Source organism: Sphingomonas sp. PvP055 (assembly GCF_040546365.1).
Taxonomy (GTDB): Bacteria; Pseudomonadota; Alphaproteobacteria; order Sphingomonadales; family Sphingomonadaceae; genus Sphingomonas; species Sphingomonas echinoides_A.
In genome coordinates, this window is sequence record NZ_JBEPNS010000001.1 from 3,313,954 (window position 1) to 3,331,326 (window position 17,373).

The following is a 17,373-nucleotide window of genomic DNA, read 5'->3' on the forward strand; positions in this document are numbered from 1 at the left end:
GGCACGGACGTCCCGCTTCATAGGAACCGCCTTTCGCGCACGCAAGCAATCGCGTAGGATCGCCCCCGCATGAGTACCACCGCCGCAAAGCTTCCGCTCGACCTGATCATTGCTGCTCCGCGCGGCTTCTGCGCAGGAGTCGACCGTGCCATCCGCATCGTCGAACTGGCGCTGCAGAAATTCGGTGCCCCGGTCTACGTCCGCCACGAGATCGTCCATAACCAGTTCGTGGTCGATCAGCTGCGGGCGAAGGGCGCGGTGTTCGTCGAGGAGCTGGATGCCGTGCCCGACGGCGTTCCCGTCGTCTTCTCCGCGCACGGCGTGCCCAAAACGGTTCCCGACAAGGCGACCGAACGCGGGCTCGATTTCTTCGATGCCACCTGTCCGCTCGTATCCAAGGTCCATCGCCAGGCCGAACGGATGGTCGGCGTCGGGCGACACATCGTCTTCATCGGCCATCGCGGCCACCCGGAAGTGATCGGCACCTTCGGACAAGTGCCCGAGGGCGCGATGACGCTGGTCGAGACGGTTGCCGATGCCGAAGCCTATACCCCCGCCGACCCCGCGAACCTTGCGTTCCTGACGCAGACAACGCTGTCGATGGACGATACCGCCGACGTGGTCGCCGTCCTGAAGCGCCGCTTCCCCGCGATCCAGGGGCCGCCGGGCGAGGACATCTGCTACGCCACCTCCAACCGTCAGGCCGCGGTCAAGGCGATCGCGCAGGAGTGCGATGCGATGCTGGTGATCGGGGCGCCCAATTCGTCCAACTCGCTCCGTCTGGTCGAAGTCGCCGAGCGCGAAGGCACGCCGGCGCGGCTGATCCAGCGGGCTGTGGACCTGGACTGGACCTTCCTCGAGGGCGTCCGCACGCTCGGGCTGACCGCGGGCGCATCCGCCCCCGAAGTGCTGGTGCGCGAACTGGTCGACCAGCTCAGCCAACGCTTCGACGTCACCGAACGCGAAGTGGCGACGACGCGCGAAACGGTCTCGTTCAAGCTTCCCCGCGGCCTCGACGTCGCGGCCTGACCCATGGCAGTCTACACACAGGTTTCGGCCGAGGCGCTCGGCACCTTTCTCCGCGGGTTCGACTGCGGCGAGCTCGTCTCCGCCAAGGGCATCGCCGAGGGGGTGGAGAACACCAACTACCTCGTCGACACGACGACCGGGCGGTTCATCCTCACGCTGTATGAAAAGCGTGTCGATAGCGACGACTTGCCGTTCTTCCTCGCCCTGCTCGACCATCTCGCGGCGCGCGGGAACCCGGTCCCGCCCGCGATCAAGAATCGCGACGGGGTTGCGATCCATAGGCTCGAAGGGCGCCCCGCCTGCCTGATCCAGTTCCTGCCGGGCGTGTCGATCACACATCCGACCGTGGGACAAGCGCATGCCGCGGGCGCGGCGATGGCCGGGATGCATATGGCGCTCGCCGATTTCCCGCTTACCCGCGCCAACACGATGGGCGTCGACAGCTGGCGCCCGCTGTTCGACCGATGCGGTCGCAGCCTCGATGACATTGCGCCCGGCCTGTACGACGAGCTCGGGTTCGCGCTCGATGCCGTCGTCGATCGCTGGCCGGACGACTCGCTCGATCGTTGTGCGATTCACGCCGATCTGTTTCCGGACAACGTGCTGATGCGCGGCGATACCGTGTCGGGGCTGATCGACTTCTATTTCGCGTGCACCGATATCCGCGTGTTCGATCTCGCAATCATGGATACCGCCTGGTCGTTCGATTCGACGGGTGCAAAGTTCGATGCCGGGATCAGTGCGGCGCTGCTGCAAGGCTATGGCGAGCGCTTGCCGCTCTCGGCGGAGGAAACCGCGCTGTTCCCGACGCTGGCGGCGGGCGCGTGCGTTCGCTTCGCGTTGTCGCGCGCGTGGGACTGGCTCAACACGCCTGCCGACGCGCTGGTGACGCGAAAAGATCCGCTCGCCTATGTCCGGCGGCTGTCGCATTATGCCCCGGAGCTGGCTAAGCGGACGCGATGACCGATACGCCTCCGCCGATCACGCCGCCCGAACTCACCAAAGTCGAAATCGCCACCGATGGCGCGTGCAAGGGCAACCCCGGCCCGGGCGGCTGGGGCGCGCTGATTCGCAGCGGCGGGACCGAGAAGGAGTTGTCCGGCGGCGAGAAGATGACGACCAACAACCGCATGGAGTTGATGGCCGCGATCGAGGGCTTACGCGCGCTGAAACGCCCGTGCCGCGTCACGCTGTCGACCGACAGCCGTTATGTGATGGATGGCCTGACCAAGTGGATCAAGGGCTGGCAGAAGAACGGCTGGAAGACCGCCGCGAAGCAACCGGTCAAGAACGCCGAGCTGTGGCAGGCGCTGCTCGACGCCGCCAAGCCGCACCGGATCGACTGGGTATGGGTCAAGGGCCATGCCGGCCATCCGGACAACGAGCGCTGTGACCGACTGGCGAGCGATGCCGCGATGCTGGCGGCGCGGCGCTAACGCCCCGCCAGCACAAAGCAACTCTGGCGTTCAGAACCGCTTGCTTGCCGTAAGCCCGATCGTGCGGGGTTGGTTGGTCGTAAAGGCCAGCCGCGCACGCCCGCCGCGCTCGCGATCGAACGAGAGCAAGGCGTTCTCATCGAGCAGATTGTTGACGTATACCGAAACGGCGAGATCGTGCGCGAATTCGAGCCCGGCGCGCAACCCAACCAGTTCGTAGCGTGGCAGACGCAAGTCGATCACGGTCGCCGCTGTCGCTGGCGCACCGCCGAACGGCAGACCGGTGACGAACCGCCGGGGGTTGTTCTCCTGATCGCCCGGCTGCGTAAAGCGGCTGCCGACATGCTGGAACGACCCGCTGAACACTGCATAAGTCGATGCCGCGACCGCGAAGCGGTAGCTGGCGTTGGCCGACACTTGGAACTTCGGCACCGAGGGCAAGCGGTTGCCATCGCGGATCCCCTCGATCACGCTGCCGTCGGGGCGCGCCAGCGTCGCATCGAACTGCGCTTCGAGCACGCTGCCCGACACCCCCAGATCGAGCCCCGTCACCGGCGTCATCGACAGTTCGAGCTCGACCCCCTTGGAATGCGCTTTAGGCACGTTGAACACGATCCGCGAAGAGCAGCTTCCCGCGTCCGCCGTGACCTGCAAATTGCTGATGTCGTTGTAGAATGCCGCGGCGTTGAGCGTGACCGGCCCGAACCGCGCCTTCATCCCGCCCTCATAGTTCCACAACGTCTCGTCGCCATAGCGCGGGCGGTTGCCAAAGGTCGCGGCGTCCGGACCGCCCGCACCGCCCGAGCAAAGCGGAATGTTGAGCGGGTCGTTGACCCCGCCAAGCCGGAAGCCCTTCGACGCCTGTGCGTTGAAGGTCACGCGATCCGCCGCCTTGTAGCTCAGCAGCAACCGTGGCGAGAATCCTTCCGAGGACGTCCGGTCGCTGTTGTTGTCGCCATTGGTGAACAACCCGCCCGACTTGAACACGCGCGATTCGTTGTACCCGTAATAGCGCCCGCCCGCGGTCGCCTTGAGCCGGTCGGTGATCGCGAGGCTCGCCTCGCCGAAGATCGCGAGCTGTTTGAGCTTGTACGGGATGTTGGCGTTATACGGCGAATCCGCCGCGAACCCGTTGGCGACCGCCGCCGCCGTCCCCGCGCCGAGCACGCTATCGGTGAAGGCGTCATAGCCCGGCGTCGGCAGCCGCTGCGCATAGTCGCGGTCGGTGCTCGAGAAGAACCCGCCGATCAGCCACTGGAACGGGCTCGCATAGGCCGAGGCGAAGCGGATTTCCTGCGTGAAGGACGTCACCTTGGTCGTGTCGCGCAGGTTGGATGGGAGCAACACCGCAGCGGTCGGGAAGCCGAGGTCGACCGAGACGCTTCCGGTCAGCGCACTCGCATCGCGACTGACGAGGATGTTACGGTCGGTGTAGCTCGTCACCGTGGTGATATCGACACCCTTGACATTCGCCTGAACCGTCAGGTCGCCGATCTTGATATCGTCGGTGAACTTCTCGTCGAGCAGCAGATATTGCTCGCGCTCGCCGAGCGTCACCTTGGGGCGTGTCGTGGTGAAGTCGTTGGCGAAAAGGTTGTAGCGCTCCTGCCGGTTGAACCCGTTGACGTCGATCTTCTGGTAGATGAAGCGCGGCGTGATGCTGAGCCCCTCGACCGGCTTGATCAGCACCGCGATTCGCCCGCCATAGCGTTCGCCGTCGTTGACGTTCTTGTCGATCCCGCCGCCCTCGCGCCGCGCATCGATGAAGCCCGCATACCGCGTGTAATAGCCGACCGCGCGAACCGCGACCTTCTCGCTGAGCGGAAGATTGATCGCGCCCTTGAGATGCCCGCCGAGCGCATCCTCCGCAACGACGTTGACGTTGGCCTCGACCGATCCCTCGATCCGGCTCGTGGTCGGCTGGTTGGTGATGTAGCGGATCGTGCCGCCGACCGACCCCGACCCGAACAGCGTCCCCTGCGGCCCGCGCAGCGTCTCTATGCGGTTGAGGTCGTACAAGTCGAGATCAGGCGTAAACAGCGACAGCGAAATCACCGACTCGTCGAGATAGATGCCGACCTGCTCCTTCACGCCCGGCTGGTCACGCGCGACCTGCCCGGCGGAGACGCCGCGGATCCCGACCTGACTCTGTCCCGGCCCAAGGTTCTGAATGGCAAGCCCCGCGACGTTGCGCGACACGTCCTCAAGCGTCGTCGCGCCCGAGCGGCGGATGTCTTCAGAGGTCTGCGCGTTGATCGAGAAGGGAACGTTCTGGATCGTCGTCGATCGCTTGTTCGCAGTGACGACGATGTCGTTTCCGTCGGCCGCGGGTTCGGCCTGTTGCGACGTGGTATCCGGCGCGACTTGCGCAAGAGCCGGCGTGGCGGCCGCCCAAGCGACAAAGGCGACGACAGAAAATCCGGACGCCAGAACGGCGCGCGGCGATGCATATGCTTGCATTGATCCCCCCCTAGTTACGGCGCCTTTGGCTACCGGTATGGCGGGACGCTAGTCCGGCTGAAGCGCCGTATCAAGTAGAACCGCGCCGGCCTCATTGCCGTGTCATTCCAGTTACCTGACTGGCGCAAACCGCCCCGGCGCATAGCGGTCCGCATCGATCCCACCAACGCTGGCGTCCGGCACGCGCCCGAGCAGCAGCGCACTTGCCAGCGCCGCCGCAGCGGGCGCGGTCTGGATGCCGAAACCGCCCTGCCCCGCGCACCAGAAGAACCCCGGGGCATCGGGCGCGAACCCGTAGACCGGCAACCGGTCGGGCGCGAAGCTGCGCAGCCCCGCCCAGCGGCGCTCGACCCGAGTCACGCGCCAGTCGACGACACGTTCGAACCGGTCGATTGCGATGGCGACGTCGATCTCCTCGGGCTGGACGTCGCCCGGGTCGGTCGCGGTCTCGTCGTGCGGGCTGAGCCAGATCTTGCCGCCCGCCTCGGGTTTGAAATAGAAATCGCCGCCGATCCCAACGACATGCGGCAACCCCTCGGGTGGACCCGGATCGGTCGCGAGCTGGACCATCGTGCGGCGGTAAGCGGTGATCCCGATCGGCGCGACCCCCGCCATCCGCGCGACCGCATCGGCCCACGCCCCGGCGGCATTGACGAGCACCGTGGCGTCAAACAGGCCCGCCCGCGTTTCGAGTGACCAGCCGTCGCCGACGTGCGTCACGCCCGACAGCGCAGCGGACACGACCAGCCGGACGCCCCCGCGCCGCGCCTGCGCGAGATAATGCGCATGGAGCGCCCCCACGTCGATATAGGTGCTGCTCTGTTCGAGCACGCCGAGCGTCCAGTCGGGCCGCAGCCCGGGCACCATCGCCTGCGGATCGACTCGCTCCAGTGCGACCCCGCTGCCGTCGAACTCCGCCAGGAACGCCTCGATCGCAGCGCGGTCCGCTTCGCGCCCGATATGGAGCGACCCCAACGCCTGGAGGAACCCGCCGTCGTGGAGCGCGGGGCCGGACGCGGTGGTCAGCGGTTGGACCCCGGGGCCGCCATATGTCTCCGACCAGAACGCCGCCGAGCGCCCGGTCGCGTGATACCCCGGCTGGTCCTCGGCCTCGAGCAGGACAACCGAAGCATAAGGCGCGATCGCGGCGGCAAGGCTCGCGCCCGCCATGCCGGCCCCAACGATGGCGACGTCATAGCGCATGTCGGACTATCCCCTTGCCGTGTGCGCGGCGAAGAACGCGTCGATCGCGCCGATCGCACGGGTGCGGACGCCGTCTGCCTCGCGCAGGATCTCGTGCGCCGATTCGGGGCCGAAGCGCAGGGTCTGGCTCTCCGGCATCCGGGCCGCGACCTGCGCGGCAATCTTGGTCGACACCAATGTGTCCGCATCGGCGAGCAGGAACAGCGTCGGCACGCTCAACAACCCAAGCCGGGAATCGCGTTGCAGCGCTCGCGTCGAGGCGAACGCCTGCGATAGCCAGCGCCAGCTCGGTGGCCCAAGCAGCAATTCGGGCCGCGTCGACTGCCAGAAGATCTCGTCCTCATAGCGCGCGGGATCGTGCGTCAGCAGCGCTTGGCGTGTTTCCGTCGTTGCGGGACGCTCGTTCCCGCGCCACGCGGCACGCGCGGGATCACCCAGACGCGCCATCATCGCGGCGATCCGTCCGCCAAGCCGCTGACCGACCGGACTGTGCAGGCCAAGCATCGGCGCGACCAGCACGACCGCATCGGGGGTCGCGGCGCCCTCGACCAGTGCGCGCAGCACCAAGTGCCCGCCCATCGAATGGGCGATCACGACGTGCGGCCCGGCGCCCTTGGTCACCCAGTCCGCCCAGAACGCCCGGAAATCGTCGATATACTGTCTGAAGTCCTCGACATGGCCGACGTGCGCGGACTTCGAGAGCCGCCCCGATCCACCCTGCCCGCGCCAGTCGAACGATGTCACCGACCAGCCCTGCGCCTGCCAGTGCGCGAAGCTTTCCAGATACTTCTCGAAGATGTCGCCCCGCCCGCCCTGGAACAGCAACCGCCCGCGCGGCGTGCCCTTCGCAGGCCAGTCGAACCGGCGGAGCATCCATCCATCCGGCGCGGACCAGCGCGTGATTCGCGCCGCTGCGGGAATCGCGCGCCGGTACAATTGGGGGGAGACCATCCGGCATGGTTACGTTTTCGAAAGGCACGTCGTCTAGGGCTTTCGGCCATGGGCGTGCCTTCTCTTTCGACTGCGGTCCTCCTCGCGCTGGTATGCCTGCTCCTCTCGGCCGCGGTCGAGGATGCGCGCGTCCGCGAGATCGCCAATTGGAAGAACGCAGCCATCGCGCTACTCGCGCCCGTGTGGTGGTGGAGTAGCGGGCTTTCGCCCTGGCCCGACATGGCGCTTCAGTTCGGTCTCGCACTCGTCGTGTTCGCGAGCTTCGTCGCGGCGTTCCACTTCGGCTGGATGGGCGGCGGCGACGTCAAGATGATCGGCGCGCTCGCCTTGTGGCTCCCGCTCCAGCCGTTGCTGTGGATGCTCGTCGTCATGTCGCTGCTGGGTGGGGTGCTGACGATCGTCCTGCTGGTCGACCGCGCGATGCGCCCGCGCCCCACCCCGATCGAGGTTCCCTACGGAGTCGCGATCGCAATCGCTGCGCTTTTGGTGCTGCGTGCACCGCTTTTTAACCACCTAGGTGGATATGCTTAACGCAGGCCCAACCGGCCGCGTTCGAGAGGTCGGAATCGGAAATGGATAGTCGTAAGATCCTGTTGCTGGTGGGCGCGCTGATCGTCGCGGCGATCACCGCATTTATGGCGCGATCGCTGATCGTCGGCACCCCGGCCCCGCAATCCGCCGCGATGACGGTCGTCGCTGCGGCACCCGATGGCCCCGACGTGCTCGTCGCGACCAAGGCGCTGCCGGTCGGTACGATCCTCGACGCAAGCTCGCTGCGCTATCAGCCGTGGCCGAAGGAACTCGTCCAGAACGTCTACTACATCAAGAAAGCCGGGTTCGACCCCAAGTCGCTGCAGGGCACCGTCGTCCGCAACGCGATCACCGCGGGGCAGCCGTTGACGCAAGGCGCGCTGGTCAAGCCGGGCGACCGTGGGTTTCTTGCGGCAGCACTCGGACCGGGCATGCGCGCGGTCACCGTCCCGGTCGAGGCGACCACCAGCGTCGCGGGCTTCGTCTTCCCGGGTGACCGAATCGACCTGATCCTCACGCAAAGCGTCGTCGGTGGCGGCGACGGCCCGCCGCTCAAGGCAGCCGAGACGATCATGCGCAACATGCGCGTGCTGGCGACCGACCAGCGCACCGACAATGCGGTCGGCGACGACGGCAAGACCGTGGTGAAGACCTTTTCGAACGTGACGATCGAGGCGACCCCGCGAATGGCCGAACAGATCGCGGTCGCGCAGACGGTGGGGACGATCTCCCTGTCGCTGCGCTCGATCGCGGACAACAGCACCGAACTCGAGCAGGCAATCGCGAGCGGCGACGTGTCGATGCCTGACGACCCCAAGGCCGAACGCGCGATGCTGACGCGGATCGCCAGCGCGCCCTCGGCAGGCAGCGGCTCGATGGCGACCGGTGCGGACGTGTCCCGCTATCAGCGCCGCACCGTGCCCGGCAAGGCAACGGATATGTCCGGCGCAAGCCCTGGCACCGGCATGGCCCCGATGGGCGCGCCCGCCGCCGCCTTTCCAGGCGGAACAGCCCGCACGGGCCCGATGGTCCACATCGCACGTGGCAATACGGTGACGGACGTCGCCGTCGAAGGGAAGAAGTAGATGCGTAGCGTTTCGATCTCGCTCGGCTGGTCGCTGGCCGCCGCGTCGGTCGCGGCTAGCATGGGCGCCCTGCCCCAGGCGGCCGCCCAGACCGTCGCGTCCGTCCAAGGCGCCACGACCGCGCCAGTCTTTCAGGTCAACACCGGTCGCGGCCGTCTGGTGACGCTCGCCCGCCCGATGAGCGACGTCTTCGTCGCCGACGAGAAGATCGCCGACGTGCAGGTCCGCTCACCGACCCAGCTCTATATTTTCGGGCGCGGCGCGGGCGAGACCACCATCTCGGCGACCAGCAAGAGCGGCGCGGTGGTCTATTCCGCGACCATCCGCGTCGGCAGCAACTTCGATTCGATCCAGCAGATGCTGGGTCTTGCAATGCCCGACGCCAAGATCGTCGCGACGCCGATGAACGGGCTCGTACTGCTGACCGGCACGGTCGCTTCGCCGGAAGATGCCGCCGAAGCCACGCGGCTCGTCCAGGCGTTCGTCGGCGACACCGCCAAGGTGCTGTCGCGGCTCGGAACCGCAACCCCACTGCAGGTCAACCTTCAGGTCCGCATCGCTGAGGTCAGCCGCAGCTTCGTCAAAAACCTCGGCGTCAATCTTAGCTCATACGACAGGACCAGCGGGTTCAAGTTCGGCATCGGACAAGGTCGCCCCGCCGCCACGCAATATGTCCCGAGCGGAAATCTCTTTACCGGAATGGACAAAGGCAACGATACGACCAGCGTGCTATCGAAACTGGCTGGTAACACGACCTTCGGTCTAGCCGGTCGAGTGCTCGGTCTCGATCTAATTTCCGCGCTGGATCTAGGCGAAACCGATGGCCAGGTATCGACCCTCGCCAACCCCAATCTCACCGCCATCTCGGGAGAGACCGGATCGTTCCTCGCAGGCGGCGAAATCCCGATCCCGCTCAGCCAGGGGCTCGGCGCGGTATCGGTCGAATTCAAGCAATATGGTGTCAGCCTCGCCTATACCCCGACCGTGCTGGCGGATGGCCGCATCTCGCTACGCGTCCGCCCCGAAGTGTCCCAGTTGACGTCCGATGGTGCCGTGACGATCTCGGGCACGACGATCCCGGCACTGACCACGCGGCGCGCGGAAACGACGGTCGAGCTGGGGTCGGGCCAGAGCATGATGATCGCCGGGCTGCTCCAGAACACGCACAACAATTCGATCACCAAGGCCCCGGGCGTCGGCGACGTGCCGGTCCTGGGCGCGCTGTTCCGCTCGAACGCGTTCCAGCGCAACGAAACCGAACTGGTCATCGTCATCACGCCGTATCTGGTGAAGCCGGTCAACGCGAACGACATCGTGCTGCCGACCGATGGCCTGAAAGCGCCGACCGATCTCGACCGGGTACTGTTCGGCCAGCTTGGCGGCGGACAGACCGGCGCGGAGCGGCCCAAGCCGCATCTTGCGCCCGCCACGCCGACGCTTCCGCTGGATCAGGGGCCGCGCGCGGTCGCGCCCGCCCCGACACCCACCGCCCCCCGCCCGTCCGCCAAGCGCAGCCCCGCCGCCGCACCCGGCTTCAACCTGAATTGAGGTCTTTGAGCGACATGACCATGGATATGCGCGCAAGGTCGATCGCGACCGGCCTGCTCCCTGCTCTCCTGCCCGCCCTGCTCCTGGTGAGCGGTTGCGCGGGGACGCAGAATCGCGGGCTCGAATCGGTCCACCAGCCCGTCGTCAGTCGGACCAGCTATGCGTTCGACGTCACCACCACGCCCGACGGCCTCGCTCCCGGCGAACGGCAACGGCTGGCCGGATGGATGGCGTCGCTCAGGGTTGGCTATGGCGATTCCATCGCAGTCGAAAGCGCCGACGGCGATGGCGGCGCGATCCGCGATACGGTCGCCGCCGAGACCGCGCGTTACGGCCTGCTGCTGGCGAACGACGTGCCGCTGACCGATACCCCGGTCCCGCCCGGCACGGCACGGATCGTCGTGACTCGAATGTCCGCAAAGGTCCCGGGCTGCCCCGATTTCAGCCGGGTTCGCTCGCCCGAGTTCGAGAGCAACACCTCGTCCAATCAAGGCTGCGCGGTCAATTCGAACATCGCCGCGATGGTCGCCAATCCGGGCGATCTGGTGCACGGTCAGGTGACTCGCCCGATCACCGACCAGGCGACGTCGAACCGCGCGATCGACGCCTATCGCAAGGCAGTGCCGACCGGAAACGGCGGCATTACCATCCTGACGGAAAGCACCGGCGGCGGGAGCAAGAAATGAACGCACCCTTCAACCCCGGTCGTATAGGGTCGCGGGACCCCTTCGCCGCCTATGTCTGCGACGAGACCACCGCCGAGACGCTCCGCCCGGTCGCGGTCGAAATGGGCTGGGCACCGGAAAAGGTGAACAAGGGCGGACTGCGCAACGCCGTGCAGTCGCTGTCCGTGTCCGCCTCCCCGCAAATCCTGTTCGTCGACCTGTCCGAGAGCGGCGATCCGATCAACGACATCAACGCGTTAGCTGAAGTGTGTGAACCCGGCACGGTCGTCATTGCTGCGGGTCAGGTCAACGACGTCCGGCTGTACCGAGAGCTCGTCGTCAGCGGCATTCAGGATTATCTGCTCAAGCCGCTCAGCCCCGACATGCTGCGCGACGCGTTCGGCCATGCCCAAGCGATGCTGAATGCGCCCAAGGCGGTCGAAGCCACAACCGAACGCCCGCATATCTCGACCTGCTTCATCGGCGCCCGCGGCGGCGTCGGGGCATCGACCCTGGCAACATCGATCGCGTGGATGATGAGCGAGAAAGGCGCGCGGACCACCGCTCTGCTCGACCTCGACGTGCATTTCGGCACGGGTGCGCTAGCGCTCGATCTCGAACCCGGGCGCGGCCTGACCGATGCGATCGACAATCCGAGCCGGATCGACGGCCTGTTCATCGAACGCGCGATGGTGAAGGCCAGTGAACGGCTGTCTGTCCTGTCCGCGGAAGCTCCGATCAGCGTTCCGGTGATGACCGATGGCACGGCGTTCTACCAGTTGCAGGAAGAAATGCGCGCCGCGTTCGAATGCACGATCGTCGACTTGCCGCGCGGGATGCTGGTGCAACACCCACATCTGATGACCGACATCCAGGTCGCGGTGATCGTGACCGAACTGACGCTGGCGGCCGCACGCGACACGATCCGGCTGTTGTCGTGGCTCAAGACCAACGCGCCGCAGACCCAGGTCGTGGTGGTCGCGAACAAGCTGCAGGTCGCGGCCCAGCTCGAAATCAGTCGGAAGGACTTCGAGGGGTCGATCGAGCGCAAGATCGATTACGCCATTCCGTTCGATCAGAAGCTCGCCGCGCAAGCCGCGAAACTGGGCAAGCCGCTCGCCGAAGTCGGCAAGACTTCCAAGACGATTCAGCCGCTGGCGGAGCTTGCCGCCAATCTGATGGCGGTCGGCGATTCCGCGCAGTCGATCGACACCGGCGGCAAGAAGACTGCGGTCAGCAAGGGCACGTCGCTGATCGGCAAGTTCGACCTGAAGGGGATGCTCTCCAAGTCGGGCAAGAAAAAGTGACCGCGTTCGCATTCATGCGGGGCGTGTGACAGCGCCATGAACCTCATCCCGATCCTTTCGCTGGGCCTGGGCGCGCTGGTCGTGCTGATGCTGATGGCGTTTGCCTTCACCGGGCCCAATGCGGACCGCTCGGGGTCGCGCCGCCTGGATGCCGTGCGCGAACGGCACAGTGAAACGGGCAATGTCCTGGCGGATGCGCAGTTGCGCCGGATCTCGGCCGCGCGGAGCAACCGCATGGATCTGGCCGCGGCACGCTTCCTGCCGAACCCCGCCCTGCTCAAGAAGCGGCTCGCGATGACCGGCAAGACCTGGACGGTCGGTCAATACGGCGTGGCGACGCTTCTTGCCGTCAGCGGCGTCACGCTCCTGCTCGCGATCCTGGGGCTGCCCTTCCTGCTCGCGCTGCTGGTCGGCGTCGTGATCGGGGCGGGCGTGCCGCACAAGGTGGTCGGGTTCACGATCAAGCGCCGGATCGGCAAGTTCACCGCCAAGTTTCCCGACGCGATCGAACTGCTCGTCCGCGGCTTGCGATCCGGCCTGCCGATTACCGAGACGATCTCGGTCGTGGCGCAGGAAGTCGACGGGCCGGTCGGCGTCGAGTTCAAGACGATCACCGACAAGATGAAGATCGGTCGAACCATGGACGCCGCCCTGCAGGATACCGCGGATCGGCTCGGCACGCCCGAGTTCCAGTTCTTCTGCATTACCATCGCGATTCAGCGTGAAACCGGCGGCAATCTGGCCGAAACGCTTGCCAATCTTGCCACGGTCCTGCGCATGCGGGGTCAAATGAAGCTCAAAATCCGCGCAATGTCGTCGGAATCGAAGGCGTCGGCGTACATCGTCGGGTCGTTGCCGTTCATCGTCTTCACGCTGATCTGGATCATCAACCCCCCGTATATGGCGAATTTCTTCATCGATCAGCGCCTGATGGTCACCGGCGGGATCGGGATGCTGTGGATGGGCATGGGCGCGTTCATCATGAGCCGCATGGTCAGTTTCGAGATTTGACGATGGCACCTGCACACACCGGTCCGATGGTTCTCGGCTTTGACGTCTACACCGTGGCGACTCTGCTCGCCGGGGTCGCGGCCTTCATGGTTTTGCTCGCCCTCTACGCGGTCACCACCGTCAACGACCCGATGACCAAGCGCGTCAAGGCGCTCAACGACCGACGCGAGCAATTGAAGGCGGGGATCACCGCCTCGACCAAGCGCCGCGCGAAGCTCGTCACCAAGAACGAGACGACCGACCGCATCAAGAACCTGTTGTCGAGCCTGAAAGTCCTCCAGGACAGCCAGGTCAAGGCCGCGCAGGTCAAGCTGATGCAAGCGGGAATCCGGTCGAAGGAATACGCCGTCGCGGTCATTTTCGGTCGGCTGGTGCTGCCGCTGACATGGGGCGTGCTGGTCCTGTACCTGGTCTACGGCAGCGGCATTTTCGCCAACTGGACGCCGTGGAAGATGTACGCGATCGTCGCGACCAACTTCGTGCTGTCGTACAAGGCGCCCGATCTCTATCTCGACAACAAGATCACCAAGCGGTCGCAGGCGATCCAGAAGGGCTTGCCCGATGCGCTCGACCTGCTCGTCATCTGCGCTGAGGCGGGGCTGACCGTCGACGCTGCGTTCAACCGCGTCGCGCGCGAACTGGGCAAGGCATACCCCGAACTTGGCGACGAATTCACGCTGACCGCGATCGAGCTCGGGTTCCTCGCGGAACGGCGGCAGGCGTTCGAAAACCTCGCCTCGCGGGTCAAGCTCGACGCGGTCAAGGGCGTGGTCACCACCATGGTGCAGACCGAGAAATACGGGACCCCGCTCGCGTCCGCCTTGCGCGTGCTTTCGGCCGAATTCCGCAACGAGCGGATGATGCGCGCGGAGGAGAAGGCGGCACGGCTGCCCGCAATCATGACGATTCCGCTGATCCTGTTCATCCTGCCGACGCTGTTCATCGTCATCCTCGGCCCCGCCGCATGCTCGATCGCAGACGCGTTCAAATAGAAGCACTTGCGACGTGCTTGTCGAACGGTCAGGGTCGTCGTCACCGCTTTGGAGCAGGAGACCCGACATGCCGTTTACGACACCCCAACAGTTCGTCCTGCTGGCCGTCGTGTTGGTCGCCGGGTGGCTGATCGGCTATGCCAGCGCGCCCGGAACGCGGAAGTACAAACGCCAGTTGCAGGACGAAACGGCGCGCAACATGGTCTATCGGCAAGAGACGGAAGGCCATCTGCGCGCCGCCGACGAGCGCGTCGCCGAGCAGAACCGCGAGATTGAGATGCTCCGCACCGAGCTGGCGGACGCGGATCGGACGATCGCAGCACTGCGGGAGTCCGGCCCTTTGCCGCCACGCGACAGGATGTAAGACCGAACCGTCGCACCGAAGAAGTGGGGGGAACGACGCCCCCCACCCCTTGTCTCAGTCGCGCTTGGCCAGCGCAGCCTGCGCCGCCGCCAGCCGCGCGATCGGGACACGATAAGGCGATGCCGAGACGTAATCGAGCCCGACCGTCTCGCAGAAGGCGATGCTCGCCGGATCGCCGCCGTGCTCCCCGCAGATTCCGAGCTTGATGTCCGGACGCGTCGCCCGTCCGCGTTCTGCCGCGAGCGCGATCAGCTGGCCGACACCCTCGACATCGAGGCTGACGAACGGGTCGCGTGCATAGATCCCGCGCTCGACATAAGTGCTCAGGAAGCGCGCCGCATCGTCACGGCTCACGCCTAGCGTGGTCTGGGTCAAGTCGTTGGTTCCGAACGAGAAGAACGCGCCGACCTCGGCGATCTCGCCCGCCATCAGGCAGGCGCGCGGGAGCTCGATCATCGTGCCGACGTGATAGTCGAGTGTCGTGCCGGTCGCTGCGAACACCGCCTGTGCGGCCTTGTCGACCACCGTCTTCATCAATTCGAGCTCGCGCCGGGTGCCGACCAGCGGGATCATCACCTCGGGAATCGGCGCCGCGCCCGACCGCTGCGCGACGTCGACCGCCGCCTCGAAGATCGCGCGCGCCTGCATCTCGTAGATTTCGGGATAGGTCACGCCCAACCGGCACCCGCGATGCCCGAGCATCGGGTTGAATTCGTGCAGTTCCGCCGCGCGGCGCTTGAGCACCGCGATGTCGATCCCCGCCGATCGCGCGACCTCGGCGAACTCGGCTTCCTCGTGCGGGAGGAATTCGTGCAACGGCGGATCGAGCAAGCGGATCGTCACCGGAAGCCCGGCCATCACTTCGAACAGCTGGACGAAATCGCTGCGCTGTTCGGGCAGCAATTTGTCGAGCGCGGCGCGGCGGCCTGCTTCGTCCTCGGCCAGGATCATCTGGCGGACATCGGTGATCCGCTGCGCATCGAAGAACATGTGCTCGGTCCGGCACAGACCGATCCCCTCCGCACCGAACTCGCGCGCGACCTTGGCGTCGAGCGGGGTCTCGGCATTGGCGCGGACCTTGAGGCGCCGCACGCCATCCGCCCACACCATCAACGCCGCGAAATCGCCCGACAATTCGGGCTGCACGGTCGGGACTTCGCCCGCCATCACTTCACCGGTGGTGCCGTCGATCGTCACCATATCGCCCGCCTTGATCGTGCGATCGCCGACGCGCATCGTGCCGGCCTTGGCGTCGATCGCGATTGACCCCGCGCCCGAGACGCACGGCCGCCCCATGCCGCGTGCGACGACGGCCGCGTGGCTGGTCATCCCGCCGCGGGCGGTGAGGATGCCGCGCGCAGCGTGCATCCCGTGAATGTCCTCGGGCGACGTTTCGGTGCGGATTAGGATCACCGAATCACCAGCGTTGGCGCGCTTTTCCGCCGTATCGCTGTCGAAAACGGCGTATCCCGACGCCGCACCCGGCGAGGCGGGCAACCCCTTGGTCAGCACGTCGCGCGTCGCCGTGGGGTCGAGCGTCGGGTGAAGCAGCTGGTCGAGCGCCATCGGATCGATCCGCGCGACCGCTTCCTCGCGCGTAATCAGCCCCTCGTTCGCCATGTCGACCGCGATCTTGAGCGCGGCCTTGGCGGTGCGCTTGCCCGAGCGCGTCTGGAGCATCCACAGCTTGCCCTGCTGCACCGTGAATTCGATGTCCTGCATGTCGCGGTAATGCGTCTCGAGCAGGTCGAACACCTTCGCCAGCTCGCCGTACACTTCGGGCATCGCCTCTTCCATCGAGGCGGGCTTGGCGCCTGCCGCTTCGCGCGCGGCGACGGTGAGATATTGCGGGGTGCGGATGCCGGCGACGACGTCCTCGCCCTGCGCATTGATCAGGAACTCGCCGTAATAAGCGCGCGTGCCGATCGACGGATCGCGGGTGAAGGCGACGCCCGGTTGCCGAGGTCTCGCCCATGTTGCCGAACACCATCGCCTGGATGTTGACCGCGGTCCCCCAGCTTGCCGGGATGTCGTTGAGGCGGCGATAGACTTTTGCGCGCTCCGACTGCCACGAACCGAACACCGCACCGACCGCGCCCCAGAGCTGGTCGTGCACGTCCTGCGGGAAGGGCTTGCCCCATTGCTGCTCGACCAGGCCCTTATATTCGGCGACGAGGCCGCGCAGATCGTCCGCGCTGAGATCGGTATCGAGGAAATAGCCGCGATCTTCCTTGGCGATTTCCAGCGCTTCCTCGAACGCGCCGTGGTCGAGCTCGAGCACCACGTCGGAATACATCTGGATGAAGCGGCGGTAGCTGTCCCACGCGAAGCGCGCGTCGCCCGAGGTGGTCGCGAGGCCCTCGACGGTCTGGTCGTTGAGCCCGAGGTTGAGGACGGTGTCCATCATCCCCGGCATCGATGCGCGTGCACCAGACCGGACCGAGACGAGCAACGGGTCGGCCGCGTCGCCGAACACCTTGCCGGTGATGCCCTCGATATGCGCGATCCCGGTCGCGACTTCGTCGCGCAGGCCCTGCGGGAACTGGCCGCCCTCATCGTAATAGACTGCGCAGAAATCGGTCGAAATCGTGAAGCCCGGCGGGACCGGCAGGCCGATCGACGCCATCTCCGCCAGATTCGCGCCCTTGCCCCCCAGCAAATTCCGGTCGCCCTTGCCCCCATCGGACACCCCGCCGCCGAAGCGGTATACGTACTGAGTCATGCGTCTTCCCTCTAACAGGTTGAATTCGCTGGGGAGGCGATTGGAAGGTTAGGCTAAGGTTAGGCGTAA

The 17,373-nt window shown here is 66.1% G+C and carries 14 protein-coding genes and 1 pseudogene; 11 read left to right on the top strand and 4 right to left on the bottom strand.

Translation table 11 applies throughout. The features are described 5' to 3' along the window. Positions 1 to 69: 69 nt before the first annotated feature. Genes ispH through rnhA form a run of 3 tightly spaced genes read left to right on the top strand, consistent with a single transcriptional unit; the run spans position 70 to position 2,465 of the window. Positions 70 to 1,029 (top strand): 4-hydroxy-3-methylbut-2-enyl diphosphate reductase, encoded by a 960-nt coding sequence (gene ispH, locus ABIC16_RS15700; protein ID WP_277969151.1) that lies wholly within the window; start codon positions 70 to 72, stop codon positions 1,027 to 1,029. Between the two features lie 3 nt (positions 1,030 to 1,032). Further along, the gene (thrB, locus tag ABIC16_RS15705) at positions 1,033 to 1,992 is read left to right on the top strand and encodes a homoserine kinase (RefSeq protein ID WP_354291783.1); all 960 of its coding nucleotides are present in this window, start codon (positions 1,033 to 1,035) and stop codon (positions 1,990 to 1,992) included. Next, on the top strand, positions 1,989 to 2,465 hold the full coding sequence (gene rnhA, locus ABIC16_RS15710) for a ribonuclease HI (RefSeq protein ID WP_277969149.1): 477 nt from the start codon (positions 1,989 to 1,991) through the stop codon (positions 2,463 to 2,465). The genes thrB and rnhA overlap by 4 nt, the downstream gene beginning before the upstream one ends. A 30-nt stretch (positions 2,466 to 2,495) precedes the next feature. On the opposite strand, the gene ABIC16_RS15715 is transcribed toward rnhA, so the two are convergent. The 3 genes from ABIC16_RS15715 to ABIC16_RS15725 all read right to left on the bottom strand — a co-directional run bounded on the left by ABIC16_RS15715 (position 2,496) and on the right by ABIC16_RS15725 (position 7,079). Then, positions 2,496 to 4,925, bottom strand: coding sequence for a TonB-dependent receptor (locus ABIC16_RS15715; RefSeq protein WP_354291784.1), 2,430 nt, complete (start codon positions 4,923 to 4,925; stop codon positions 2,496 to 2,498). Positions 4,926 to 5,036: 111 nt separating this feature from the next. Continuing rightward, the gene (locus ABIC16_RS15720; protein WP_354291785.1) at positions 5,037 to 6,128 is read right to left on the bottom strand and encodes an NAD(P)/FAD-dependent oxidoreductase; all 1,092 of its coding nucleotides are present in this window, start codon (positions 6,126 to 6,128) and stop codon (positions 5,037 to 5,039) included. A gap of 6 nt (positions 6,129 to 6,134) precedes the next feature. Continuing rightward, positions 6,135 to 7,079 (bottom strand): alpha/beta fold hydrolase, encoded by a 945-nt coding sequence (locus ABIC16_RS15725; RefSeq protein ID WP_354291786.1) that lies wholly within the window; start codon positions 7,077 to 7,079, stop codon positions 6,135 to 6,137. Positions 7,080 to 7,127: 48 nt separating this feature from the next. Here ABIC16_RS15725 and ABIC16_RS15730 point away from each other — a divergent pair, with 48 nt between their 5' ends. The 8 genes from ABIC16_RS15730 (at position 7,128) to ABIC16_RS15765 (ending at position 14,582) form a co-directional block, all read left to right on the top strand. After that, positions 7,128 to 7,610, top strand: coding sequence for an A24 family peptidase (locus ABIC16_RS15730; protein ID WP_277969145.1), 483 nt, complete (start codon positions 7,128 to 7,130; stop codon positions 7,608 to 7,610). A gap of 41 nt (positions 7,611 to 7,651) precedes the next feature. Further along, the gene (gene cpaB / locus ABIC16_RS15735; protein ID WP_354291787.1) at positions 7,652 to 8,695 is read left to right on the top strand and encodes a Flp pilus assembly protein CpaB; all 1,044 of its coding nucleotides are present in this window, start codon (positions 7,652 to 7,654) and stop codon (positions 8,693 to 8,695) included. Then, complete coding sequence (locus tag ABIC16_RS15740) at positions 8,696 to 10,243, top strand: type II and III secretion system protein family protein (protein WP_354291788.1); 1,548 nt, start codon at positions 8,696 to 8,698, stop codon at positions 10,241 to 10,243. A gap of 14 nt (positions 10,244 to 10,257) precedes the next feature. Then, complete coding sequence (locus ABIC16_RS15745) at positions 10,258 to 10,929, top strand: CpaD family pilus assembly protein (RefSeq protein WP_354291789.1); 672 nt, start codon at positions 10,258 to 10,260, stop codon at positions 10,927 to 10,929. Beyond that, a complete protein-coding gene (locus ABIC16_RS15750; RefSeq protein WP_354291790.1) occupies positions 10,926 to 12,215 on the top strand; it encodes a CpaE/TadZ family protein in 1,290 nt (429 codons plus the stop codon). The genes ABIC16_RS15745 and ABIC16_RS15750 overlap by 4 nt, the downstream gene beginning before the upstream one ends. A gap of 36 nt (positions 12,216 to 12,251) precedes the next feature. Beyond that, positions 12,252 to 13,226 (top strand): type II secretion system F family protein, encoded by a 975-nt coding sequence (locus ABIC16_RS15755; protein WP_354291791.1) that lies wholly within the window; start codon positions 12,252 to 12,254, stop codon positions 13,224 to 13,226. A gap of 2 nt (positions 13,227 to 13,228) precedes the next feature. After that, positions 13,229 to 14,218, top strand: a complete 990-nt coding sequence (locus ABIC16_RS15760) for a type II secretion system F family protein (protein WP_354291792.1) — start codon at positions 13,229 to 13,231, stop codon at positions 14,216 to 14,218. Between the two features lie 67 nt (positions 14,219 to 14,285). After that, positions 14,286 to 14,582 (top strand): hypothetical protein, encoded by a 297-nt coding sequence (locus ABIC16_RS15765; protein WP_354291793.1) that lies wholly within the window; start codon positions 14,286 to 14,288, stop codon positions 14,580 to 14,582. 54 nt (positions 14,583 to 14,636) lie between these two features. Here ABIC16_RS15765 and ppdK read toward each other — a convergent pair. Next, a pseudogene (gene ppdK / locus ABIC16_RS15770) lies at positions 14,637 to 17,304 on the bottom strand (pyruvate, phosphate dikinase). Between the last annotated feature and the right edge of the window lie 69 nt (positions 17,305 to 17,373).